This window comes from Candidatus Accumulibacter similis, assembly GCA_013347225.1.
Lineage (GTDB): Bacteria > Pseudomonadota > Gammaproteobacteria > Burkholderiales > Rhodocyclaceae > Accumulibacter > Accumulibacter similis.
Map to the genome: position 1 here is coordinate 1,345,119 of CP054595.1, position 19,942 is coordinate 1,365,060.

At 64.7% G+C, this 19,942-nt stretch carries 17 protein-coding genes and 3 pseudogenes; 4 read left to right on the plus strand and 16 right to left on the minus strand.

Translation table 11 applies throughout. The annotated features are described in order from the left end of the window. Window positions 1–25: 25 nt before the first annotated feature. The 3 genes from flgK (at window position 26) to HT579_06230 (ending at window position 4,087) form a co-directional block, all read left to right on the plus strand. Entirely contained in the window at window positions 26–2,071 is a 2,046-nt protein-coding gene (gene flgK / locus HT579_06220; GenBank protein QKS28558.1) for a flagellar hook-associated protein FlgK, read from the plus strand. Between the two features lie 118 nt (window positions 2,072–2,189). Beyond that, a complete protein-coding gene (gene flgL / locus HT579_06225; GenBank protein ID QKS28559.1) occupies window positions 2,190–3,539 on the plus strand; it encodes a flagellar hook-associated protein FlgL in 1,350 nt (449 codons plus the stop codon). Window positions 3,540–3,553: 14 nt separating this feature from the next. After that, a complete protein-coding gene (locus HT579_06230; GenBank protein ID QKS28560.1) occupies window positions 3,554–4,087 on the plus strand; it encodes a hypothetical protein in 534 nt (177 codons plus the stop codon). A 64-nt stretch (window positions 4,088–4,151) separates the two neighbouring features. Here the strand turns inward: HT579_06230 and HT579_06235 are convergent, their stop codons facing one another. The 16 genes and pseudogenes from HT579_06235 to HT579_06310 all read right to left on the minus strand — a co-directional run bounded on the left by HT579_06235 (window position 4,152) and on the right by HT579_06310 (window position 18,539). Continuing rightward, on the minus strand, window positions 4,152–4,409 hold the full coding sequence (locus HT579_06235) for a hypothetical protein (protein QKS28561.1): 258 nt from the start codon (window positions 4,407–4,409) through the stop codon (window positions 4,152–4,154). Between the two features lie 157 nt (window positions 4,410–4,566). Further along, complete coding sequence (gene metG / locus HT579_06240) at window positions 4,567–6,672, minus strand: methionine--tRNA ligase (GenBank protein ID QKS28562.1); 2,106 nt, start codon at window positions 6,670–6,672, stop codon at window positions 4,567–4,569. 268 nt (window positions 6,673–6,940) lie between these two features. Then, window positions 6,941–7,636, minus strand: a complete 696-nt coding sequence (locus HT579_06245) for a DNA repair protein (GenBank protein QKS28563.1) — start codon at window positions 7,634–7,636, stop codon at window positions 6,941–6,943. Between the two features lie 44 nt (window positions 7,637–7,680). After that, the gene (locus tag HT579_06250) at window positions 7,681–7,884 is read right to left on the minus strand and encodes a hypothetical protein (protein QKS31528.1); all 204 of its coding nucleotides are present in this window, start codon (window positions 7,882–7,884) and stop codon (window positions 7,681–7,683) included. 57 nt (window positions 7,885–7,941) lie between these two features. Continuing rightward, complete coding sequence (locus tag HT579_06255) at window positions 7,942–9,195, minus strand: ISL3 family transposase (protein QKS28564.1); 1,254 nt, start codon at window positions 9,193–9,195, stop codon at window positions 7,942–7,944. Window positions 9,196–9,399: 204 nt separating this feature from the next. Continuing rightward, window positions 9,400–9,828, minus strand: a pseudogene (locus HT579_06260) (type II toxin-antitoxin system VapC family toxin). 182 nt (window positions 9,829–10,010) lie between these two features. Then, window positions 10,011–10,556, minus strand: a complete 546-nt coding sequence (locus tag HT579_06265) for a hypothetical protein (protein ID QKS28565.1) — start codon at window positions 10,554–10,556, stop codon at window positions 10,011–10,013. Window positions 10,557–10,659: 103 nt separating this feature from the next. Further along, the gene (locus HT579_06270) at window positions 10,660–11,226 is read right to left on the minus strand and encodes a topoisomerase DNA-binding C4 zinc finger domain-containing protein (GenBank protein ID QKS31529.1); all 567 of its coding nucleotides are present in this window, start codon (window positions 11,224–11,226) and stop codon (window positions 10,660–10,662) included. Between the two features lie 552 nt (window positions 11,227–11,778). Continuing rightward, a complete protein-coding gene (locus HT579_06275) occupies window positions 11,779–12,078 on the minus strand; it encodes a hypothetical protein (protein ID QKS28566.1) in 300 nt (99 codons plus the stop codon). A 482-nt stretch (window positions 12,079–12,560) separates the two neighbouring features. After that, a pseudogene (locus HT579_06280) lies at window positions 12,561–13,723 on the minus strand (transposase). A 10-nt stretch (window positions 13,724–13,733) separates the two neighbouring features. Continuing rightward, the gene (locus tag HT579_06285; protein QKS28567.1) at window positions 13,734–14,024 is read right to left on the minus strand and encodes a tyrosine-type recombinase/integrase; all 291 of its coding nucleotides are present in this window, start codon (window positions 14,022–14,024) and stop codon (window positions 13,734–13,736) included. 64 nt (window positions 14,025–14,088) lie between these two features. After that, window positions 14,089–14,319, minus strand: a pseudogene (locus HT579_06290) (tyrosine-type recombinase/integrase). A 152-nt stretch (window positions 14,320–14,471) separates the two neighbouring features. After that, window positions 14,472–15,338 (minus strand): NYN domain-containing protein, encoded by an 867-nt coding sequence (locus HT579_06295; GenBank protein ID QKS28568.1) that lies wholly within the window; start codon window positions 15,336–15,338, stop codon window positions 14,472–14,474. 460 nt (window positions 15,339–15,798) lie between these two features. Continuing rightward, entirely contained in the window at window positions 15,799–16,164 is a 366-nt protein-coding gene (locus tag HT579_06300) for a hypothetical protein (protein ID QKS28569.1), read from the minus strand. 454 nt (window positions 16,165–16,618) lie between these two features. Further along, on the minus strand, window positions 16,619–17,566 hold the full coding sequence (locus tag HT579_06305) for a Nudix family hydrolase (GenBank protein ID QKS28570.1): 948 nt from the start codon (window positions 17,564–17,566) through the stop codon (window positions 16,619–16,621). Window positions 17,567–17,600: 34 nt separating this feature from the next. Further along, window positions 17,601–18,539 carry an ATP-binding protein gene (locus tag HT579_06310; GenBank protein QKS28571.1) on the minus strand — a complete coding sequence of 313 codons (939 nt, stop codon included), beginning with the start codon at window positions 18,537–18,539 and terminating at the stop codon, window positions 17,601–17,603. Between the two features lie 46 nt (window positions 18,540–18,585). On the opposite strand from HT579_06310, the gene HT579_06315 reads away from it, so the two are divergent. Beyond that, the gene (locus HT579_06315; protein QKS28572.1) at window positions 18,586–19,821 is read left to right on the plus strand and encodes a murein transglycosylase A; all 1,236 of its coding nucleotides are present in this window, start codon (window positions 18,586–18,588) and stop codon (window positions 19,819–19,821) included. Window positions 19,822–19,942 lie beyond the last annotated feature (121 nt).

Genomic DNA, 19,942 nt, shown 5'->3' on the forward strand with positions numbered 1-19,942 from the left:
AAACCATCAAACAGGAAGTTATCGCATGGGCTCAGGAATCCTTGGTACAGGTGTCAGCGGCCTGCTGGCCGCGCAGCACGGGTTGCAGACCACCGAACACAACATTGCCAACGCCAACACTCCGGGCTACACGCGGCAGCGGGTGCTCCAGGGAAGCAACGCGGGCGTGAACACCGGTTCCGGCTTTCTCGGTCAGGGTACCCATGTGGCGACCGTCGAGCGGCTGTACAGCCGCTTTCTCACCGAGCAGGTGGACCGTTCGCAGAGTGGCGCCAGCCAGCTCGATACCTATGCGGCACAGATCAAGCAGATCGACAACCTGCTCGCCGACAGCAGTGCCGGCCTGTCGCCGGCACTGCAGGGTTTCTTTGATGGAGTTGCACAGGTGGCGGCCAATCCGTCTCACTTGCCGAGCCGGCAGACCCTGGTCTCCAATGCGCAGGGGTTGAGCGCCCGCTACCAGTCGCTGGGCACGCAACTCGCCCAAATGTACGACGGCATCAATGGCGAAATCAGGGACAGTGTCAAGGCCATCAACTCCTACGCCGAACAGATTGCCCGCCTGAACGAGCAGATCGGCCTCGCGCAGGCGTCGACCGGCCATTCTGCCAATGACCTCCTGGACACCCGTGACTACCTGGTCGCCCAACTGAACACCCTGATCAGGGCGAGAAGCAGCGCCAATGGAGACGGCAGCATCAACATCTTCGTCGGCAATGGTCAGCAACTGGTCGTCGGGTCGCAGTCGATCGGCCTTGCCGTCACCGTCTCGGCCAGTGATCCGTCGCGTCTGGCGGTCGGTGTGAAGAGCAACGCCGGAGTACAGGAGATGCCGGAGTCGTTGATCAGCGGCGGCGCATTGGGGGGCTTGCTGGCTTTTCGCAGCGAATCGCTGGACCGCGTGAGCAGCGACCTGGGACGCAGTGCGGTCTCGCTGGCGCTGACCGTCAACGCTCAGAGCGCGCTCGGGCAGGACCTCCTCGGCCAGTCGAATCTGTCGCCGCCGCCGTCGGGCTTCACGCCGGAATTGTTCACGGTCGCCGAGCCCGGCGTGCAGGCCGATAACCGGAATCCGGCCGGCAGCCCGCGCGTCAGTGCAAGCTTCACGACGCCGCCGCCGTTCAGCGGCAACTTCTATACCGACCTCGTGGCGAGCGATTACCGCCTCACTTCCGACGGCGCCAGCGTCACCCTGACCCGGCTGGCGGACAAGCGGCAGTGGACGGCGGCTGACCTGGCAGCTCTGGACGTGCAGTTGCAGGGTGAGCCGCAGGGCTTCTCGCTCGCTTCGTCGGCGCCTTTGCCGGCAGGTGCCAGCTATCTCGTGCAGCCGACGCGCGACGCGGCGAGCAAGATCGCGGTCAACCCGGCAGTGGTGGCCGATCCGCGCCTGATCCCGGCGGCCGCCCCGATCAGGACCAGTGCCAGCGCGTCGAACACTGGTTCGGCGCGGGTCTCGCCCGGCAGTGTCGGGCCGGGATACGAGGCTCTCGGCGCCGCCCTGCCGCTTGCCGTCGTGTACGAGAACGGTCAGTTGCGCAATTTTCCGGCCGGTACGCAGGTGTCGATCGACGGTGGCGCACCACAGCTGATCGCCAGCACCGCCAGTGGCGTACCCTACACCAGCGGCGCCAGCGTCACCCTCGTCGGGGCGGCCAATACCACCCCGCCCAGCGGTATCACGTTCAGCATCAGCGGAGTGCCGAACAACGGTGACAGTTTCGTGCTGGCGAGAAACGCCGGCGCCACTGCCGATGGCCGCAACATCCTGGCGCTCGCGGAACTGCAGACGCGGGACACCATGTCCGGCAAGACGGCTTCGTTCCAGGAAAGCTACGCGCAGTTGGTCAGCGAAAACGGCAACCGAACCAGGCAGGCACAGATCGGCGGTGAGGCGCAGAAAGCATTGCTGAAGCAGGCACAGGAGAGCCGCGATTCGCTTTCGGGAGTCAATCTCGACGAGGAAGCCGCCAACCTGATCCGCTATCAGCAGGCGTACCAGGCGTCGGCGAAGGCGCTGCAGATTGCTACCGACCTGTTCGACACCATCCTGGGCATCGCGGGTCGTTAGCGTCGCAGATTGACCATGGTGTCGCGCATAGCCGGGTCGGATGCGCTGCATGTGGACGGTGATTGCTGACCATTTTTCTTGTTTGGCGAAAGCGAAGTGACCGAGGTAGGAGGACTGGATGCGCATCAGTACCAGCCAGCTTTACGCAGCCGGCGCAAACGGGATCGAGCGCCGGCAGAACCAGCTCCTCAGGCTGCAGGAGCAACTGTCCAGCGGGCGCCGGCTGCTGAGCCCGGCTGATGATCCGGTGGCCGCGGCGCGGGCGCTGGAAGTCACACAGGCGAAGGAGATCGGCGCTCAGTACGCGCGCAATCAGGGCATCGCGACCGACCGTCTGCGGCTCGTCGATAGCCAGTTGACGAGTCTGACCGAGGTGTTGCAGAGCGTTCGCAGCCGCCTCGTCCAGGCCGGCAATACAGTCCTCGCCGACACGGATCGGCAGGCGATCGCCAGTGAACTCGAGGCGCGGTTCGAGGAGATGCTCGGCATCGCCAACAGCCGCAGCGCCGAGGGGGAGTTCCTCTTCTCCGGTCACCGCGGGTCGACGATGCCGTTTGCCCGTGGCGCTGCGGTGCCGCCGGCGACGACCGGCTTCGTCAGCTATTCCGGCGACGATGGCGAGCGCCTGCTGCAGGTGGCTGCGTCGCAGCAGATGGCGACCGGCGTCGCCGGCAGCGAGCTGTTCATGCAGCTGCGAGAAGGCAACGGCAGCTTCGTCGCCGCCGCCAGTGGCAACGGGACAGCCGTGCCGAACCAGGGAAGCGGCGTCATCGGCCAAGGGTCGGTGCTCGACCAGGGGAAGTGGACGGCCGCGGTAAACGGCGGCTTCGCCTGGCAGGGAACGGACGATCGCGCCCTGCAGATTCGCTTCTCGTCGGTCGCCGGGGTGAGCAGTTATCAGCTCTTCGACGTCTCGCAGCCAGCGCCACCGGCGACACCGCTACCGGCAACGGCGGTCGGACCGGTTCTGCCCTTCACGCCGGGGCAGGTGATCCCTCTGGTCACGACCCAGCCGCCGGCGCCGTCGGCAGGGGTCGACTTCGGCGCCCAGGTGTTGATCTCGGGGTCTCCCGCTGCCGGCGACACCTTCAGCGTCCGGCCGAGTGTCAACAAGAGCGTCTTCCAGACCTTGCAGGAGACGATCGACCTGCTGCGCCTGCCGCTCGACTCGGGTACGGCGCGTACCGAGTTCACCGGCAGGATGCAGGGGCACTTGGCGGGCATCGATCAGGCGCTGGCGAAGACCGGCGAGGTGCAGTCCCGCGTCGGTAGCCACCTGCAGACTCTCGAGCAACTGAGCGACAACGCCAGCGTCCTCGACATCCAGTATCAACAGACCCTGTCCGATCTCGTTGACCTCGACTACGTGCGCGCGATCTCGGACTTCACCCGGGAGCAGGTCAGCCTCGAGGCGGCACAGAAGTCCTTTGTCGCGATCAGCGGGCTGAGCCTGTTCAAGTACCTGTGAGCGGCGCCGTCTCCATGCGCGTTTCCGGGGCGTGCCTGTCCCTGGCTCTGCTCGCTGCCTGCGGCACCGTCGACTGGGGCGGGCAGCCGGCGCCGTTCAGTCAGCCGTACGACCACGCCTTCACGCAGGCTCCCAACCCGACGGCAAGCCTGCCGCCAGCCAAGGCAGTTGCGCTTGTCGGGTCGGTCGGCTACGTGGCGAGCCATTACGCTGGGCCGGCACAGTATCTCAACTTCACCGCCGCCGCAGCGGTTGCTGCCTACGCGATTTACGATCCGCTGGCACCCAACTGGACGATCGAAGAGACCATGCTCGAAGGGGACACCTATCGGCTGGCGATGCGTGCCAAGAGTTTCCGTATCGGCGGCGATGGCGAATCGGGGCTGATCTTCAAGCGGCGCGCGCTGCAGGTACAGCGCCAGCGCGGCTTCGCGGCCTACCGCGTGCTCGACTACTCGGAAGGAATCGAATCGAGTACCCCGTTCACGCATCGCTATGCGGAGGGGGTCTTTCAGCTCGTATCGGCCGACCCCACGCGCAAGCCCTGAGAGGCAGACGGGCAGACGCCAGCGGCCCCTGCGGCGCAGCCGGCCGCCGTTTGATGCCTTGCCATCAGCCGCCGACGTCATCGGCCGGACGCTGTCGTGACAGTTCGCGGATGATCCCGGCCACGGACCAGAGCATCAGCGCGAAACCAGCCGCGACCGTCAGGACGGCGGTCGTTGTGTCGGTCGGGAAGTCCGGAACGAACAGCGCCTGCTGTCGGGCCAGCCACATCAGGCCGCTGGCCAGGATCAGGGTGCCGGCAACGTCGAGCAGTGCGTAGAGCATCACTTTCGCGGTGACGCGCGGGCGGTGACGGCGGTCCATGCCGCTTCTAGCCGCCAGCTTCGCCACAGCGAGTGCATGAAATCGCATCCTCGCGCGCCGCGCGGCGTCGCCACTCCCCGCCCTGGCGATGGACTGCGCCTTGCCCGACACGGGAAGACATCGATTTCATTGCCGGTCGCCTTGGCGGGACGCGCTGTCAGCGGACGCGCATGCCGGGCTTCGCCCCGTCATCCGGCGCCAGGAGGAAGATGCCGGGAGTCTCACCGGCCGGATCCGAAGCGGCAAGGATCATTCCTTCGGACAGGCCGAACTTCATCTTTCGTGGTGCCAGGTTGGCGACCATCACCGTCAGCCTGCCGATCAGGGTCGCCGGATCGTAGGCTGCCTTGATGCCGGCGAAGACCTGTCGTGTTCCGAGGGGCCCGACGTCGAGCAGCAGCCGCAGAAGCTTGTCGGCGCCTTCGACCTGCCCGGCTTCGCTGATGCGCGCGATGCGCAGATCGACGCCCAGGAAATCGTCGATGCTGATGTGCGGCCCCGCCGGTGTCGCCACGGCTGCCTGTGCGACGGCGATGGCGGCCGCGTTCTCCTGGCGCTCGGCGTGCTTCGGTGGCGCTGCTGGGGGGGTGGCTGCCAGCGACTCGCGATTGGCGGCCAGCAGGGCATCGATCTGGTGCTTGTCCACCCGTGTCAGCAGGTGCTGATACGTGTTGATCACGTGCCCGGCTGCGAGAACAGTGGCCGCATCGTCCCAGAGCAGTGGCGCCACGTTGAGGAAGGCTTCGGTCTTCGCGGCGAGTGCGGGCAGCACCGGCTTGAGCAGGATCGCGAACAGCCGGAAGAGGTTGAGCGCGTTGCTGCAGGCCGCCTGCAGTTCGCTTTCGCGACCCGGTTGGCGCGCGAGTTCCCAAGGCTTGACGCTGTCCACATACTGGTTGGCGAGATCGGTCAGCGCCATGACCTCGCGGATCGCCTTGCCGAACTCGCGCGCCTCGTAGTGTTCGGCGATTGACCGACGGCGTTCGCGTATCGCCTGGATGGCCGGCAGCGATTCGTCGCAGGTGCACAGGCGGCCGCCGAACTTGCGGACGATGAATCCGGCCGAGCGGCTGGCGATGTTGACGAACTTGCCGACCAGATCCGAGTTGACGCGGGCGATGAAGTCGTCGAGGTTGAGGTCGATGTCCTCCATCGAGCCACCGAGCTTGGCCGCGTAGTAGTAGCGCAGCCACTCCGGGTCGAGGCCCAGGGCGAGGTAGCTCGCGGCGGTGATGAAGGTGCCGCGCGACTTCGACATCTTGGATCCGTCGACGGTCAGGAAGCCGTGTGCGAACACCTTGCTCGGCGTCCGGTAGCCCGCATGCTCGAGTTCGGCCGGCCAGAACAGCGCGTGGAAGTAGAGGATGTCCTTGCCGATGAAGTGGTAGAGTTCGGCCGTCGAGCCTGGCTGCCAGTACTCGTCGAAATCAAGGCCCTGACGCTCACACAGATGGCGGAAGGCGCCCATGTAGCCGATCGGTGCGTCGAGCCAGACGTAGAAATACTTGCCCGGCGCATCCGGGATCTCGAAACCGAAGTAGGGGGCATCGCGCGAAATGTCCCAGTCGGTGAGGCGGTTCTCGTCGGTGTCGCCCAGCCACTCCTGCAGCTTGTTCGCCGCTTCGGTCTGCAGGCGGCCCTCGGCCTGCGTCCAGCGCCGCAGAAAGGCCTGGCAGCGAGGATCCGAGAGGCGGAAAAAGAAGTGCTCGGAACGGCGCAGTTCCGGCCGTGCCCCGGAGACCGCCGAGTAGGGGTTCTTCAGTTCGTCGGCGGTGTAGGCGGCACCGCAGCTCTCGCAGTTGTCACCGTACTGGTCGGCGGCGCCGCACTTCGGGCATTCGCCCTTGATGAAGCGGTCGGGCAGGAACATCCGCTTCAGCGGATCGTAGTACTGCTCGATCGTGCGTGTCTCGATCAGCCCGGCAGCGCGCAGGCGCGAGTAGATCTCGTTGGCGCAGGCGCGGGTTTCCGGCGAATGGGTCGTGTGATAGTCGTCGAAGCCGATGTGGAAGCCAGCGAAGTCTCGCGTGTGCTCGCCATGCACCCGTTCGATCAATGCCTCCGGCGTGATCCCTTCCTGCTCGGCGCGCAACATGATCGGCGTTCCGTGCGTGTCGTCGGCGCAGACGTACCAGCACTGGTGCCCGCGCATCTTCTGGAAGCGCACCCAGATGTCGGTCTGGATGTACTCGACGAGATGGCCGAGATGGATTGCGCCGTTGGCATAGGGCAGTGCGGATGTGACCAGGATCTTGCGTGTCATCGGCGTCGGTGCAAACGGGCAAAGGGGGCATTCTACCAAACGGGCCCTGCCGCGCAGGGTTCATCTGCGGGTGGCGGCTGCGCGGCCGGCGCCATCGATGCCAGCCGTGCAGCGTCGCGATGGCGTCGGCGCGCCGCGGCCACAGGGCGCCGAGCGTGGAGCAGCAGCGGCTCCTCACCGGCAACCCGCTGCGCGCTCCTCCGCGACAACGGAAACCTGCGTCGGCTGCTGCACGCGACGCTGCAGGGTCAAGCGGATATCATCGACATCACGGACGAAAGCTCTCGGGCCAAAGGAAATACGGGCCGTGCTTTGGACTCATACGAAACTCACCCCCGGAATCTTTCCCCTTTTGCGTGATGTAGTTCTTCCCGTCCCGTGCTGCCAGATAGCCAGCCGTTGTCAATTGCTCGGTAAGGTCGGCGGTCTTGATTCCCATCTTTTGTGCCAGCTTGGAAGTCGTCAGTTTGTCGGCGGACTGTTCATCTGATTCGCTTGTTGGCTCCGACTTTTTCTCAACGGTCTCGACGGAAATGCGTACCTCATCACTGATGCGAATGATGCGCTGTGCTTCTTCGTAGGCGTCCTTGTAGAGCTCGGCGTCTTCGGAGCGCCGAATGAGAACGCCCATTTCGTTGTTGTTCACTTGGCTAAACTCGTAGAGGTTCAAGCTGGTGATAATGCATAGCTCTTCGTTGAGGTAGCACTTTGCGTGGAGGTTCTTGCAGTAGCTCGTCCGAAGGTAAGAGAGTTCAGTAAGCCAACTGATCTCACCGGGTTGGAGTTCGCTCTTTCCGTAGACCACCCGTACATCGATCTTCAAGCGGTTCTTGTCTTCCAGCAGCTCTTTGATTCTATCGTTCAAGCGAAGAAATGGACTGATGAGAATGAGGCGATCCTTCGCGCCCTTGATGAGTTCTTCGAGGAAGTAGTTCGTTGCACTCGTGTTGAGAAACTTTGCCATCGCGGCTCCGTGTTTGGTTGATCTGATCGGGCTAACCTTCAAATTCAGCGGTGAGCGAAGCGAGTCCGCTGCAATGCAGAGTTAGGCCCAGGAACTTCAGATGGAGGAGAAACAAAGGGATGGCCGGCGGCAATACGCTCAGCCTCCGACCTCTTCAGGTCTGCATAAATCGCGCGCAGGTCGTAAGCAAACCTGGCGGCATGGGCGTCACGAATGGCCCGCACCTCATCGATCACTTCGTCATTCAGCATTGGCTTCTCCAAGAAGTTCTTCCGGTGTACAAATGAAGGGTAGAAATAGAGGGTTTACTCCGTTTTGTGTGGAACGAGGGCCATCTGGGCAAACGGAGGGGTGGGCAAGTGAGAGAGTTTTCCGGCAACGAGGTAGGCCATGGAGATGAAGTTTTCGACGCGGCGGTAGCCGCGAGCACGGGCTCGCGCTTCCTGGAGTGCGCGGTTCATGGCCTCGACGCGACCGTTGTGCTTGCCGGCTTCGAAGCCGTTGAGGATGCCGGTGAGGTGGGCGGTGAACGTTCGGGAAAGGCGCTTGAAGGGATCGAGTCGACAGCGTCTGGCCCAGCTGAGCCAGCGGTGGAAGAGTGGCCGGGCTTCGTCAGGCGATCGGGCCGTCGCGTAGATGGCTCGCAAGGCCTGTTTGATGCGCCAGGCCCGTGCGGTCTTGAGGTTGGAGCGCTGCAGCCAGTGGATGGTCTGGAGTTGCGGGATCGTCCAGGCGGAGGGATTCTTGAGCAGACTCCAGCGCGTACCCTTGAGTTCGGGCTGGCTCTTGACCTCGGCGCGTCGCACCTCGTCGAGCGCCTTGCTGCCGAGTGCGACGACATGAAAGCGGTCAAAGCAGACGGTGGCTTGCGGGAAGTGCTCGGCGGCGCCGGCCTGAAACGAACGGCTCATATCCATGCTGACATGCGTGACCGCTTGTGGCTGACCGCCATGCACGGTCAGGTCCTCGGCGAACCGCTCCAGGCAGGACTTGTCCCGGCCGGGCGTGGCAAAGATCAGGCGCTGCGCATCCAGGTCATAGAAAACAGAGAGATACTCCTGGCCTCGCCGGCAAGCCGTCTCATCGATTCCGACCGCGCGCACCTCGGCATGCGACTCTCTGGCACGGGCCTTGCCGACATGGTGCTCAATGACCCGCCACAGCCGACGGGGCGGTACACGAACCAGGCGGCCAGCCGCGAGCACCGACATGGTCTGTGCGAGCATCAGCGTCAAGGCTTCGAACAGGAGCGTGAAGCGACTCCCCTCACGTGCCCACGGCACGGCAATCTGCGTCACCTTCCCGCAGCCCGAGCACGCCACTCGCGGCACTTCGGCGTGCAGGTAGGCCTCGTACTGGAAGAAGTCGAGATGTCTCCAGGAGCGCACCAGTCGATCATGCAAAGGCTGCGCCGCCGCTCCACAGGCCGGGCAGACGTGCCGGCTGCCGCCAAACGTCCCTTGAAAGTCAATCCGGCCGGCCTCCCGGTTGAAGTCGACCTGCTTGACCTGCCACGGCGCAACCAGGCCCAGCGCCTGGGTGAAGAGCATCTCGATCATGACCTATCCCGACACAAGCAAAAGGCCGCCATTGTCCTCCAGGCCGATGGCGGCTGTCTGCCACCATCGGCCTGGCGGAAGCGTTGGCGAGGGTACGACGATGTCAAGGGTTCGGCTTCGCCCGGACTTCGTCCGCCCTTGACATCGTCGTACCCTCGATGCCCCTCCACCTACTCCGTTTCCACACGAAACGACATAGACCCGAAATAGACCGATCTGCTCAAAGTACTCCGCAATGCATCTTTGCATCTCCGGGTTGGCGATATGCCGACAGTTCCATGTCAGCAAATAATCCATGCCGCTGACCGTGGCGACCGCGATGTGCAGCGCATCTTCAGCAGCCCTGACCGGCACAATTCCAAGTCCTACCAACGACTCCGCGATATCGAGTGCCTGCTCAGTGATCAGGAGCAAAGGCACATCATTCAACACAGCCAGCCGCTTCTCGGCTGCATCCCGGTCACCCGCGCCACACTCACGCAATACCGCCTCAGACACCAGCAGTTCGTACTGGTTGCGGGTTTCCCACCAGGCAAGAGTAATCTGCTGATGAGCTGCCCCGAGAATGGTCTTGCTGGGACGAGCCGTCAGGTAGCTGATGACCGAGGTTTCAACGTATACCTTTCTCTTCATCACCTCAACCCTCGTTCAGAAAACCGTGGTCTGTCCCCTATTACTGTGCTATTACTCCTTTGTTAGTTATCGCGCGGCCCAACGTAGAGGTCAGGGGTAGCCGGAGCGCGAAGCGTGGAGGGAGCCAAGAAGCGTCAGCTTTTTGGCTGTCCCTCTCGACTGCCGGGTTGGGCAACGGCGGCTCATTTGATGGAACGAAGCAGCTTCAAAGTGGCTTCACCGAGCCTTCCGTCGCGGGGAATGCCGACAGCGCCTTGATGAGGGGCACCAGCGAGTTCCTCAACGAACGCGGCGGTATCGTAGATGATGCTTCGAATGTGATTCCAAGTGATCTTGAGCGGGCCGAATACGTCCTTTTCGGAAAGGCCAGCGTCAACATGAGCGACCAACTTGTGGCGCACCGTTACGAGTGGAGCCGCCCGAAGCGCCAACGCAGAGAACCGTGACTCTATGTCTTGAAACTTTGCCGGGTCGGTACTGCTGCGTATAGCCGCCAGATAGGTCGGTAAAGACGATGAGTCGGAACGTTTGTCAAACACGTGAGCCAAGTATATGAAGCAAGCGGTGTAGTGGGCGTCTTGCGATGCGCGAAAGAAGTCGTTGTGTTCATTCATGACACCAACGTACTGCGGCTTGGCGTCACTCACTTGTGCCCACCAAACGTCGTAGTGAGTCTTGGCGCCTGATGCCGAGCTTATGAGGTCAGCAAGTATCTTCGGTGGTTTCACTGAGGTGCCCAACGTTGTCCTTGATCCGCCGCCGAAGCGCGCAGCGCGAAGGGGACCGACCTGCGCCGCTGGTGGGCGGTCGGCTCCAAGCACGGGTTAGCACTCATTGGAGCAGCGACTCTGAGTCTTCGGGAGATAACCATCGGCGGGCAAAACAGGTAGGAAAAGTGCTACACCACCAAAAATAGCCGTGCTGACTCTCGCGCAACACCATTCTTGCGCCGCAGTTATTGCACCGCTTTGCTGCACGTTCAAGGCGGGCACGTTGCTTCTGAAGTTCGCTCTCACCGGCTACAACGGCTGCAAACGGGAGGGACTGTGCCTTTGCAATGATCTCTCGTAGTTCTTTTTCAGCACGCTTAGCAACCAGATGAGGTGAGAGCTTGTCCCGAAGCTCGCCAAGTTGTCCAGCGAGTTCCTGCGCGTCATCACGAGTGCGAACCCACTTTTTCTCTTCAATAGCCTCGATGAACTCTCGGAGTGATTCCTGAAGTGCGGAAAGTGATTTCAAGAAGTGGACAGTATCGTCGGAGAACTCATTCTTATGCATGCGATATTGTGACCGCAGTGAATCCAGGCTCCGTTCGATAAGAATAAGCAATTGATGCTCATTGGCATTGCTCTTCAATGCCGTATGAAGCTCCTCTATAGTCTCCGCAATCGATGGCATACGAGCGCCAACGTTCAAGGTAACCGGCGCCGCGCGGCTTTATCGCGCAGCGTCCCCTGGAGAGCCGGGTTGGGGATCGGCATAAACTTCGGCACGGTCTTTGATTATCCCAAGGCGAACTAGACGAGCAGCAATTGCTCCTTGGGTTCGGCCGTGGCTTGCCGCAATTGCTCTTACTGGAGTGCCTCCATCAAAGGTGGCGAGAAGCTCTTTGTCTTCTTCGTCAGACCAAGGGCGCCCAGCGTTGCCTGGTATCGAACTGTCTCGTTCTGCACGTCTCGCGGCCTTTTCGAGAGCCTTTACAGCAACAAAGAGAGCACGAATTACCTGCGGGCTATTGAAGATACTCTGCGTGGGAAGTATCTCTCCTGTCTCTGGATCTATGCCATTGGCGAGAGACTCGATGATCTTCTGTGCTTCAAGTGGCGACATAGAGAAAGCCCTCCTTATCGGGGTGCCCAGCGTTCGAGGTAACCGGCGCTGCGCGGCTTTATCGCGCAGCGTCCAGCGACCGAAGGGAGCGAGGTTGACCGCAGGGTTGGGCGTCATTTTCTATATGCGCACGGTCTTGATTTCAGTGCCCTTGCTCTCGAACACACTGCGTGACACTAGCCCCACCTTTCCTTCCGTGGCACCTTGGCTGCGACTATGCCTCTGATTGGCAATAAAGACTGTCACGGGAAGCGAGATCACATTAAACGAGCCATTGGGTTGCTGGAACGCGCCTACCACGGAGTGCAGCCGCCCAAGCATAAGGTGGGTAACACCAATGCTGTTGGTGTTCCGCGCAGCGCACTTGATGACGACACGTTTGCCGCCGAGGGTTGCTTCGTTGCTGCGGGAACCAAGCATGGTGGCTCCAATCGCCCGCGCGACTAGCGGAGCTGTTTCTCGCCCGAACGCATTGCCGGCGGCTCCCGTTGATTGATCTTGAGGCATGGCGTAGTCCAGTGCTCCCATGAAGCCCAACGAATAGGGTTCATCTGCCGCGCCGGAAGCGTCCGGACTTGCCGCTCGTGCATCCGCGGCGGATAAACCTCGTTGGACTGAAGCGCCTCGACGGCGGTACTTATGCGGATTGTAAGCGTCCCGCGTCGCCGGTCAAGTCACGGACGAGTCACGGACGAGTCACGGACGAGACCCAGACGGCTGTGGGAGAGGCAGACGGCGGGCGTAGCGCCGCTGGCGAGCAGGTGACTGGAGCGAAGCAGACACTCCCCGCCGGCGGTGAGCAGCGCGGAAATGGAGCCTTCGGCACGCCGGCGACGTGCCACCCTCTGGCAGCCGGAGCCGCCATGCCGCAATGAAAGCCCGTCGCCACGCCCTGGCCGCCCTCATGGCGGGCCACGAACCGAGGCGCCCTGCGGCGTCGCCTGACGCAGCGGCGGAATCACCGCTATCGGCACGAACCGTCCCGCGCAGCAGTGCGGACAGCGAGCCCCGTCGGCGCGGTCGACACGCCGCAGGAACTCCTGCACCGTCGCCGTGAGCAGCGGATCGGGTGCAGGCACCGACAAGGCCTGCAGCGCCAGCGCCAGCCTCGTCGCCTTCGCGGCCGGTGCCAGCAGTCCATAGTGTCGAATGCGCTTGAAACCGCCCGGCAGGACGTGCAGCAGGAAGCGCTCGATGAGCTCCTCCGCCGGCAACGGGAGGACCCGTTCGCCCGGCGTCGCGCGCACGGGGACGCGGACCGTCATCTCGTCCATGCCGACGAGACGCTCGTTTTGCTATCGCCACGCGATGCGGGTAGCCCGCGAGGTATTCGAGCACCTGCTCCGGGCCGCCGAGCGGCTGCTTCGCGTAGACCACCCAGTCGTGCCGCAGCAACTGCTGGCGCAGGGCGCGCCAGAGCTTCTCGTCGGCCGGTGCTTCGGCCAACGGCTGGCCGGCGCCTCGGGCCTCGCCCAGCGCCGCCATGAACTGGCCGCGGAAGACCCTTGAGCGCGCCTGGACCGGAAGCAGGAAGCCGCGCTTCGGCGACTTCGATTCGCCCTTGGGCGTCAACGCCCCGCCGGCGGCCAGCGCGTGCACATGCACGTGCCGCGCAAGGTCCTGCTTCCAGGTAGGTACGCAGCAGCAGCGAGATCGCCAGCGTCCTGCCCAGCCAGTGCGGATTGGCGCCGAACTCGCCGAGGGTGGCCGATGCCGCGCCGAAGAGCATCTCGTAGATCAGCCGCGGGCGCTGACCGATCAGTGCGTGCAGCGCATGCGGCAGGGTGAACGCGAGGTGGAAATACGGCACCGGCAACAGTTCCTGGCGCCGCTTCGCCAGCCAGTCCTCCTTGGCACGGGTCTGGCACTGCGGGCAGTGGCGGTTGCGGCACGAGTGATCGACGTGTCGCGTCACGCCGCAGCAGTCGCAGGTCTCGACGTGGCCGCCGAGCAGGGCCGTGCGACAGGCGACGATCGCCCGCCAGACCTTGGCTTTGACCGACGACAAGGCATGCCTGGCGAGGACCGCCGGCCCGTGACGGCGGAAAACCTCGGCCAGCGTCACGGGCGGGGGCTCAGGCGAGCGGGGCGAGCAGTTCCAGGGGCGAGGCGGTGCCGGTCACCTTGGCGCGCGCGAGATGCAGAGTGCGTGCCGTCGTCGCCAGGTGGCCATGGCCGAGCAGTGGCCCGATGGTGTAGAGATCGACGCCGGCTTGGAGCAGATGCGTGGCGACGGCATGGCGCAGTCCATCGATGCCCCCCTCGGCGGCAATCCCCGCAGAATTGCGCGCCGCGCCGCGTAGTCCATGCGCTGCGCGGTCTGGATTTCGATTGGACCGGTACCCGACCGGTTCGGGAACAACCACAGGCGCGACCGGGTGTCACGCCCGTACGTGCGCAGGGCCGTGAGCAGACGCGGTGACAGCAGCGTGTGCGATCGTTTTCGCCCTTGCCCTGACGAACCTTCAGGCACAGGCGATCGGCGGCGCTCTCGATGTCCCCGATCTGCAGTGAGCAGATTTCCGACGCCCGCAAGCCTGCGGCGTCGGTGGCCATCAGCAGCGTCCGACCGCGCAGAGGTCGCGCCGCCTGGATCAGCCGCGCGACCTCTGCCGGCGAGAGCAAGTGAGTTGGGGACCGCGGTGTCGAGGCCTCGACCACGCGAACGAAGGCTGGAAGCGAAAGAGGGCGGAGACCGAGGCGCCGGGGTGCCTACGCCAGCGCGCAGCGCTCCGGTTCAATGTCAGAGGTCACCGGCCCTGCGCGGTTTTGTCGCGCAGCATCCGGTGGACCGCAGGCTTGGGCGTCGAAAGCTATTGCCCCTTGGTCGTCTTGATGGCGGTGATGAACTGGCCCCGGATGCGACGCATCTCATCGCCAGTCAAGCGCTGTCCAGACAGAGCAGCCGACACCTTGGCGATGAGCGGTCGGTCGTACTCTGGTGGGATCGTTCTTTGAGTCGTGACGTGCGTCACCAACGGCGCAAGTTGATCCGGCTTGATGATGGCCAGCATCTCGGCAATTGCCGCCGTTGCAGCAGTCTCCAGGCTGATTGCCTGAGGAGCCGGAAACGCGTTGCTGGGGGGGGTCACTGGTGCGGCTGGGGGGGGCGAAGAAGTCGCAGTGGGAACGATCAGGTCAAAGTGGCTGCTGAACCAGGCAGGTTCGAGTGCCGTCACGGAGTCAGCCTCCATCTGGAGGGAAGGGCTGACGTTGCTGGTGGGGTCGCCGGCAGCGAGAATGTGTACTCGCACACCGAACGATTGCGCGACTTGGAAAGCGATGCGCAAATCCTCGTCGCCAGTGACTACAACGGCGTCGGAAATCGCCCGATTTCGGGCGAGGTCGATGATGTCGGTGACGATGAGGGAGTCGACGCCCTTTTGCTCGCCGGTACTGTTCAGGGCACCGAGCCGCAGCTTGACACCAGAGAGCAACGCGAGGGCCGATTGATCGAGCGACATGCGTGGTCCCGGCATGGCGTCGTACCAATAGACGCGGAGCAGAGGGAGGTTGTCAGTGGTCGCTGCCGCTTCATGGCACAAGGCGTCCAGCATCGCCCGAGACGACTTGACTGAAACCTGCTTGCGGGTGATGGGCGGCCTGCGGAGGCCAAAGGCGGCTTGAGCGCCAGCAGCGAAGAAATAGCCGGCATCAACGAAAATGGCGTAACGATCCATGGCGTACCTCCCTTTCGGAGTTCGGAATAGATAAAGCCCCTTTCGGGGCTTTTGGTAGGCTGCCGCGCCAGATAAATGTAGTGGACGACGGCAGCAACGGCCACAGGGTATCCAAGACTCGCGGGAAAGTCAATCGGTTTGTGACTGTTGTTGTGACGGTTAGGGCACGACGGCACTCGTCTGCCAGGAACTGAAGGGGACATCCCATCTGACGCAACGCTTTGCGTCGCAATGCTTCCGACATCGGGGATGGGCGGTGGATTCTCCCATCGAACAACGAGATGCTGCATCGGCGGTGTATCAAGACTGGCGGCAACTGCGTCACGACGGCTGCCCGCTGGTCGCCGGGCGCCGTCGGCACGGGCGCTGCGACGCCGGGTAGCGAGGCGCACTGGTACAGCGGGGCGCGACGCGCGGCGGCGCCTTCCCCTGCACCCGGCGATGGCGGGCAGAGCGCGAACTACTTGGGAATCTTGTCGCGACGGGCGGTGGTTTTGCGTTCGGATTTCTTCTTCAAGCCGAGCGAGGCGACCTCGTCCGAGTCGGCGCCGAACTGCGCGATGACCTGATCCTTGACGCCGAGGATGAGATTGTGGTGCTCCCACTGCGCGGCGATCGTCGCGTCGCGTGCGGCTTCGAGCGCGTTGTGGGCACGCAGTTCGACCTCTTCGGCGGCGCGCATGACGTCATGTCGGGCCGTGACGGCGGCCAGACTGCAGGCCGGGTTCGCCGGGCTGTAGCCGGCGATCGCCTTGAGCGCCAGGAAGGCGTTTTCATCGTCCTGGCGCGTCTCCGGCGGCAGGCGGACTGTTTCGTTCTTTGCCATGCTTCCCTCCCTCTGACAGCGACGGTTGCCGGGAAATGGATATCCCTGTCGGCGATGATAGTTTCGCGTCGTTCGCTGGGTCAACCAGCCGGTTGCCCGAAGCGGCAAGGGAGCATCCCGACGCCTCGGAGAAGCCTCCTGATGCCTCAGGGACGCCTCCTGATGCCCCCGGGAAGCATCCTGACCCTTCAGGGAAGCATCCGGACGCCTCAGGGAAGAATCCTGACCCTTCAGGGAAGCATCCTGATGCTTCAGGGAAGCATCCCGAGCAATCCGCGACGCATCCTGAAGCCCCGGTTCTTCGCCTCGATCGATGAACGCCTCGCGGCGGCGGGACTGCTGCACGGCAATCGGCTGATCAGGGCACTGGCCCGTTCCCGCGCAGCCAGCGGTGCCTGCCGGCGGAGCGAAGCCGGCCGCTGGCGCGCAGACTTCGTCCGCGCTGCCGGCGCGATCAATGCCAGCCGCGCAGCATCGCGATGCCGTGCGCGCCGTGGCTGCAGGCCTCGGCCAGCAGCGCCGGCTGCATGCCGCCGAGTGCATAGAGCGGCAGCGGCGATCGCGCGGCGAGTTCGGCGAAGCGCTGCCAGCCAATGCCGGCGGCCTGCGGATGGCTCGGCGTCGGCAGCACCGGGCCCAGCAGCGCGAGGTCGAGCTGCAGGCGGGCCGCCCGCGCGAGGTCGTCGGCGTCGTGGCAGGAGGCTCCGACCAGCGGCAACGGTGGCCTCTCGCCGAGCTGCCAGAGGCTGGCCGAAGAGAGGTGGACGCCCTGCGCGCCGACCGCCGCCGCCAGTTGCAGGTCGTCGTTCACCAGAACCCGGGCTGCAGGATGGGCGCTGGCGAGCCGCATGACGCGGCGGGCGAAGTCGAGCCGGGTGCCCGGCGGCAGCGTCTTGTCGCGCAGCTGGATCAGCCGCAGGCCGTTGCGCAGCGCCCCGGCGAGCCGTTCGAGCTCGGCGTCGACGCCGTTCTCGTTGGCGTGCGTCAGCGCATAGACCGGCGGCAGCGCCAGCGCGCGCAGGATCGGCCCGTTCGCCGGCAGGATCGGCGAGACGCCAGCCGCGTGCCCGGCGCGCAGCCAGACGAGGCCGCTGTGCTCGATCGCCGCTGCCTCGCCGTGCCAGGCGTTGACGCGGAAGAAGCGCAGGCGGACCGTCGCGTGCGGATAGCTGAACTCGCAGCACACCCACGGCCAGGCCCGCTCGACGCCGATGCCGAGTTCCTCCTGCAATTCGCGCCGCAGGGCGGCGTCTGCGGTCTCGCCCGCTTCGACCTTGCCGCCTGGAAACTCCCAGTAGCCGGCGTAGGGTTTTCCCGGCGGGCGCTGCGCGAGGAGAAACTCGGGCGCTGCCGGATCGCCGCGCAGGAGGACGGCTGCCGCGACTTCGATGATGCCGCTCACGGCACTGGCTCCGGGCCATGCCGGGCGCCGGCGCTCACGCGCGCTGCCGCCCGCGCTGGCGCGAGCCGGCGCTGCGGGCCGGCTGCGTCCCGGCCGGGGCGTGCCGCTGGCGGCCCGCCCAGTCCCTGGCGAACTGCCAGGCGACGCGGCCGCTGCGCGAACCGCGTTCGACCGCCCAGTTGAGCGCCGCGCGTTCGCTGCCGGCGATCTCCTCCGGCCGGCAGCCGAAGGAACTCAGCCAGTGGGCGACGATGTCGAGGTAAGCCTCCTGGTCGAAGGGGTAGAACGAGATCCAGAGGCCGAAGCGCTCGGAGAGCGAGATCTTCTCCTCGATCGCCTCGCCGGGGTGGATCTCCTCGCCGACGCGCCGGCTTTCAAGGTTCTCGGCGAAGTACTCGGGCATCAGGTGACGGCGGTTCGAGGTCGCGTAGATCAGCACGTTCTCCGGTGCTGCCGCAAAGGAGCCGTCGAGCACCACCTTGAGCGCCTTGTAGCGTGCGTCCCCGGATTCGAACGAGAGGTCGTCGCAGAAGATGATGAACCGTTCCGGGCGGTCCTCGAGCAGTTCGACGATCTGCGGCAGGTCGGTCAGCTCGTCCTTCTCGACTTCGATGACGCGCAAGCCCTGTGGCGCGTACTCGTTGAGCAGCGCCTTGATCAGCGACGACTTGCCCGAGCCACGTGCGCCGGTGAGCAGGACGTTGTTGGCCGGCAGGCCGGCGATGAACTGGCGCGTGTTGCTGTCGAGGCGAGCCTTCTGGTCGTCGATGTCGCGCAGGTCGGTCAGGCGGATCTGCGGCAGGCGGCGGACCGGCTGCAGGTGGCCTGACCCGTTCGCACCGCGCCAACGGAAGGCATGCGCCGCGCTCCAGTCGGGATCCCCTGCCACCGCTGGCAGAAGCGGCTCGAGGCGATCGAGGAGGCGCTCGGCGCGGGCCAGAAAGGCGGCGAGCTGCACCAGGGAGTCACTCATTGAACAGTATACTGGGCGGGTTGCAGGAACCCGACACTCTAGCCAAATGATCCGCAAAAGCCAATCACGTTGCCTTCTCATCATCGTCCTCGCGCTTCTGCTCGCCGCTTGCGGCAGCACAGCCAAGCCACCGGCCAGCGGTGGCCCCGGCGCCGCTGCCTGTCCGCCCTGCCCGGACTGTCCGGCGGCAGCGCCGGCGGCTGCCGGCAAGGTCGATGCGAAGCCGCTGCAGGCGGCCCGCTGGAGCGATCTGCCGGGCTGGAACGACGACGACCTGGCCGTCGCCTGGCCGCCTTTCCTGCAGTCGTGTCGCGGCCTCGCCAGTCGTCCGCAATGGCCGCTATGGAAAGCCGTCTGCGACGACGCCAGGGCGATGGTCGCGCCGGCAGCGCCCGCCGTCAGGGCTTTCTTCGAGTCGCGACTGCAACCCTGGCTACTGACCAATCCCGACGGTTCGACGCGTGGCCTGGTGACCGGCTACTACGAACCGCTGCTGCGTGGCTCGCGCACGCGTGGCCAGCCCTACCTGCAGCCGGTGCTCGGTGTTCCCCCCGACCTGCTGACGATCGACCTCGGCAGCATCCTGCCCGAGTTGAAAAACATGCGCCTGCGCGGGCGCCTGCAGGGCAACAAGGTCGTCCCGTACTTCTCGCGTGCCGAGATCGGCAAGCGCGCGAACGAAGGCGGCGAACGGGTGCTGCTCTACGTCGACGACCCGGTCGAGCTGTTCTTCCTGCAGGTGCAGGGCTCCGGGCGCGTGCAGCTGCCCGATGGCAGCAAGCTGCGGCTGGCCTATGCCGACCAGAACGGTCATCCCTATCAGTCGATCGGTCGCGTGCTCGTCGACCGGGGCGAGATGAGCCTCGAACAGGCGTCGATGCAGTCGATCAAGCAGTGGGCCCGCGCCAACCCGAGCCGGGTGAGCGAACTGCTCAACGCCAACCCGAGTTACGTCTTCTTCCGTGAGGAAGCGATCCGGGGCAGGGATGGCGATGGCCCGAACGGTGCGCTGGGCGTGTCGCTGACTCCAGAGCGCAGCATCGCGGTCGACCCGCGCCATGTGGCCCTCGGCGCCCCGGTCTTTCTGGCGACGACCCTGCCCGATTCGGCGCAACCCTGGCGGCGGCTGGTGATGGCTCAGGACACCGGCGGTGCCATCCGCGGCGTTGTCCGTGCCGACCTGTTCTGGGGCTTCGGTGCCGCCGCCGGCAACCAGGCCGGGCGGATGAAGCAGCAAGGGCAGATGTGGGTTCTGCTGCCGGCCGGCGCCGCACCACCGTAGGTCGCCGATCACCCCGGCGGGTGCGTCGCCGCCCTGTTCTGGTGCGTCCGCTGCGCTCGGCGCATCATTTCTGTGCGCACGGATGGTCCGCGCCGTCGCTGATGGTCGATTCCGGGGCGTG

Coding starts and splice junctions, on each gene's coding strand:
- flgK (QKS28558.1), top strand. CDS start 26: ATGGGCTCAGGAATCCTTGGTACAGGTGTCAGCGGCCTGCTGGCCGCG.
- flgL (QKS28559.1), top strand. CDS start 2,190: ATGCGCATCAGTACCAGCCAGCTTTACGCAGCCGGCGCAAACGGGATC.
- HT579_06230 (QKS28560.1), top strand. CDS start 3,554: ATGCGCGTTTCCGGGGCGTGCCTGTCCCTGGCTCTGCTCGCTGCCTGC.
- HT579_06235 (QKS28561.1), bottom strand. CDS start 4,409: ATGGACCGCCGTCACCGCCCGCGCGTCACCGCGAAAGTGATGCTCTAC.
- metG (QKS28562.1), bottom strand. CDS start 6,672: ATGACACGCAAGATCCTGGTCACATCCGCACTGCCCTATGCCAACGGC.
- HT579_06245 (QKS28563.1), bottom strand. CDS start 7,636: ATGGCAAAGTTTCTCAACACGAGTGCAACGAACTACTTCCTCGAAGAA.
- HT579_06255 (QKS28564.1), bottom strand. CDS start 9,195: ATGATCGAGATGCTCTTCACCCAGGCGCTGGGCCTGGTTGCGCCGTGG.
- HT579_06270 (QKS31529.1), bottom strand. CDS start 11,226: ATGCCATCGATTGCGGAGACTATAGAGGAGCTTCATACGGCATTGAAG.
- HT579_06275 (QKS28566.1), bottom strand. CDS start 12,078: ATGCTTGGTTCCCGCAGCAACGAAGCAACCCTCGGCGGCAAACGTGTC.
- HT579_06295 (QKS28568.1), bottom strand. CDS start 15,338: ATGGATCGTTACGCCATTTTCGTTGATGCCGGCTATTTCTTCGCTGCT.
- HT579_06300 (QKS28569.1), bottom strand. CDS start 16,164: ATGGCAAAGAACGAAACAGTCCGCCTGCCGCCGGAGACGCGCCAGGAC.
- HT579_06310 (QKS28571.1), bottom strand. CDS start 18,539: ATGAGTGACTCCCTGGTGCAGCTCGCCGCCTTTCTGGCCCGCGCCGAG.
- HT579_06315 (QKS28572.1), top strand. CDS start 18,586: ATGATCCGCAAAAGCCAATCACGTTGCCTTCTCATCATCGTCCTCGCG.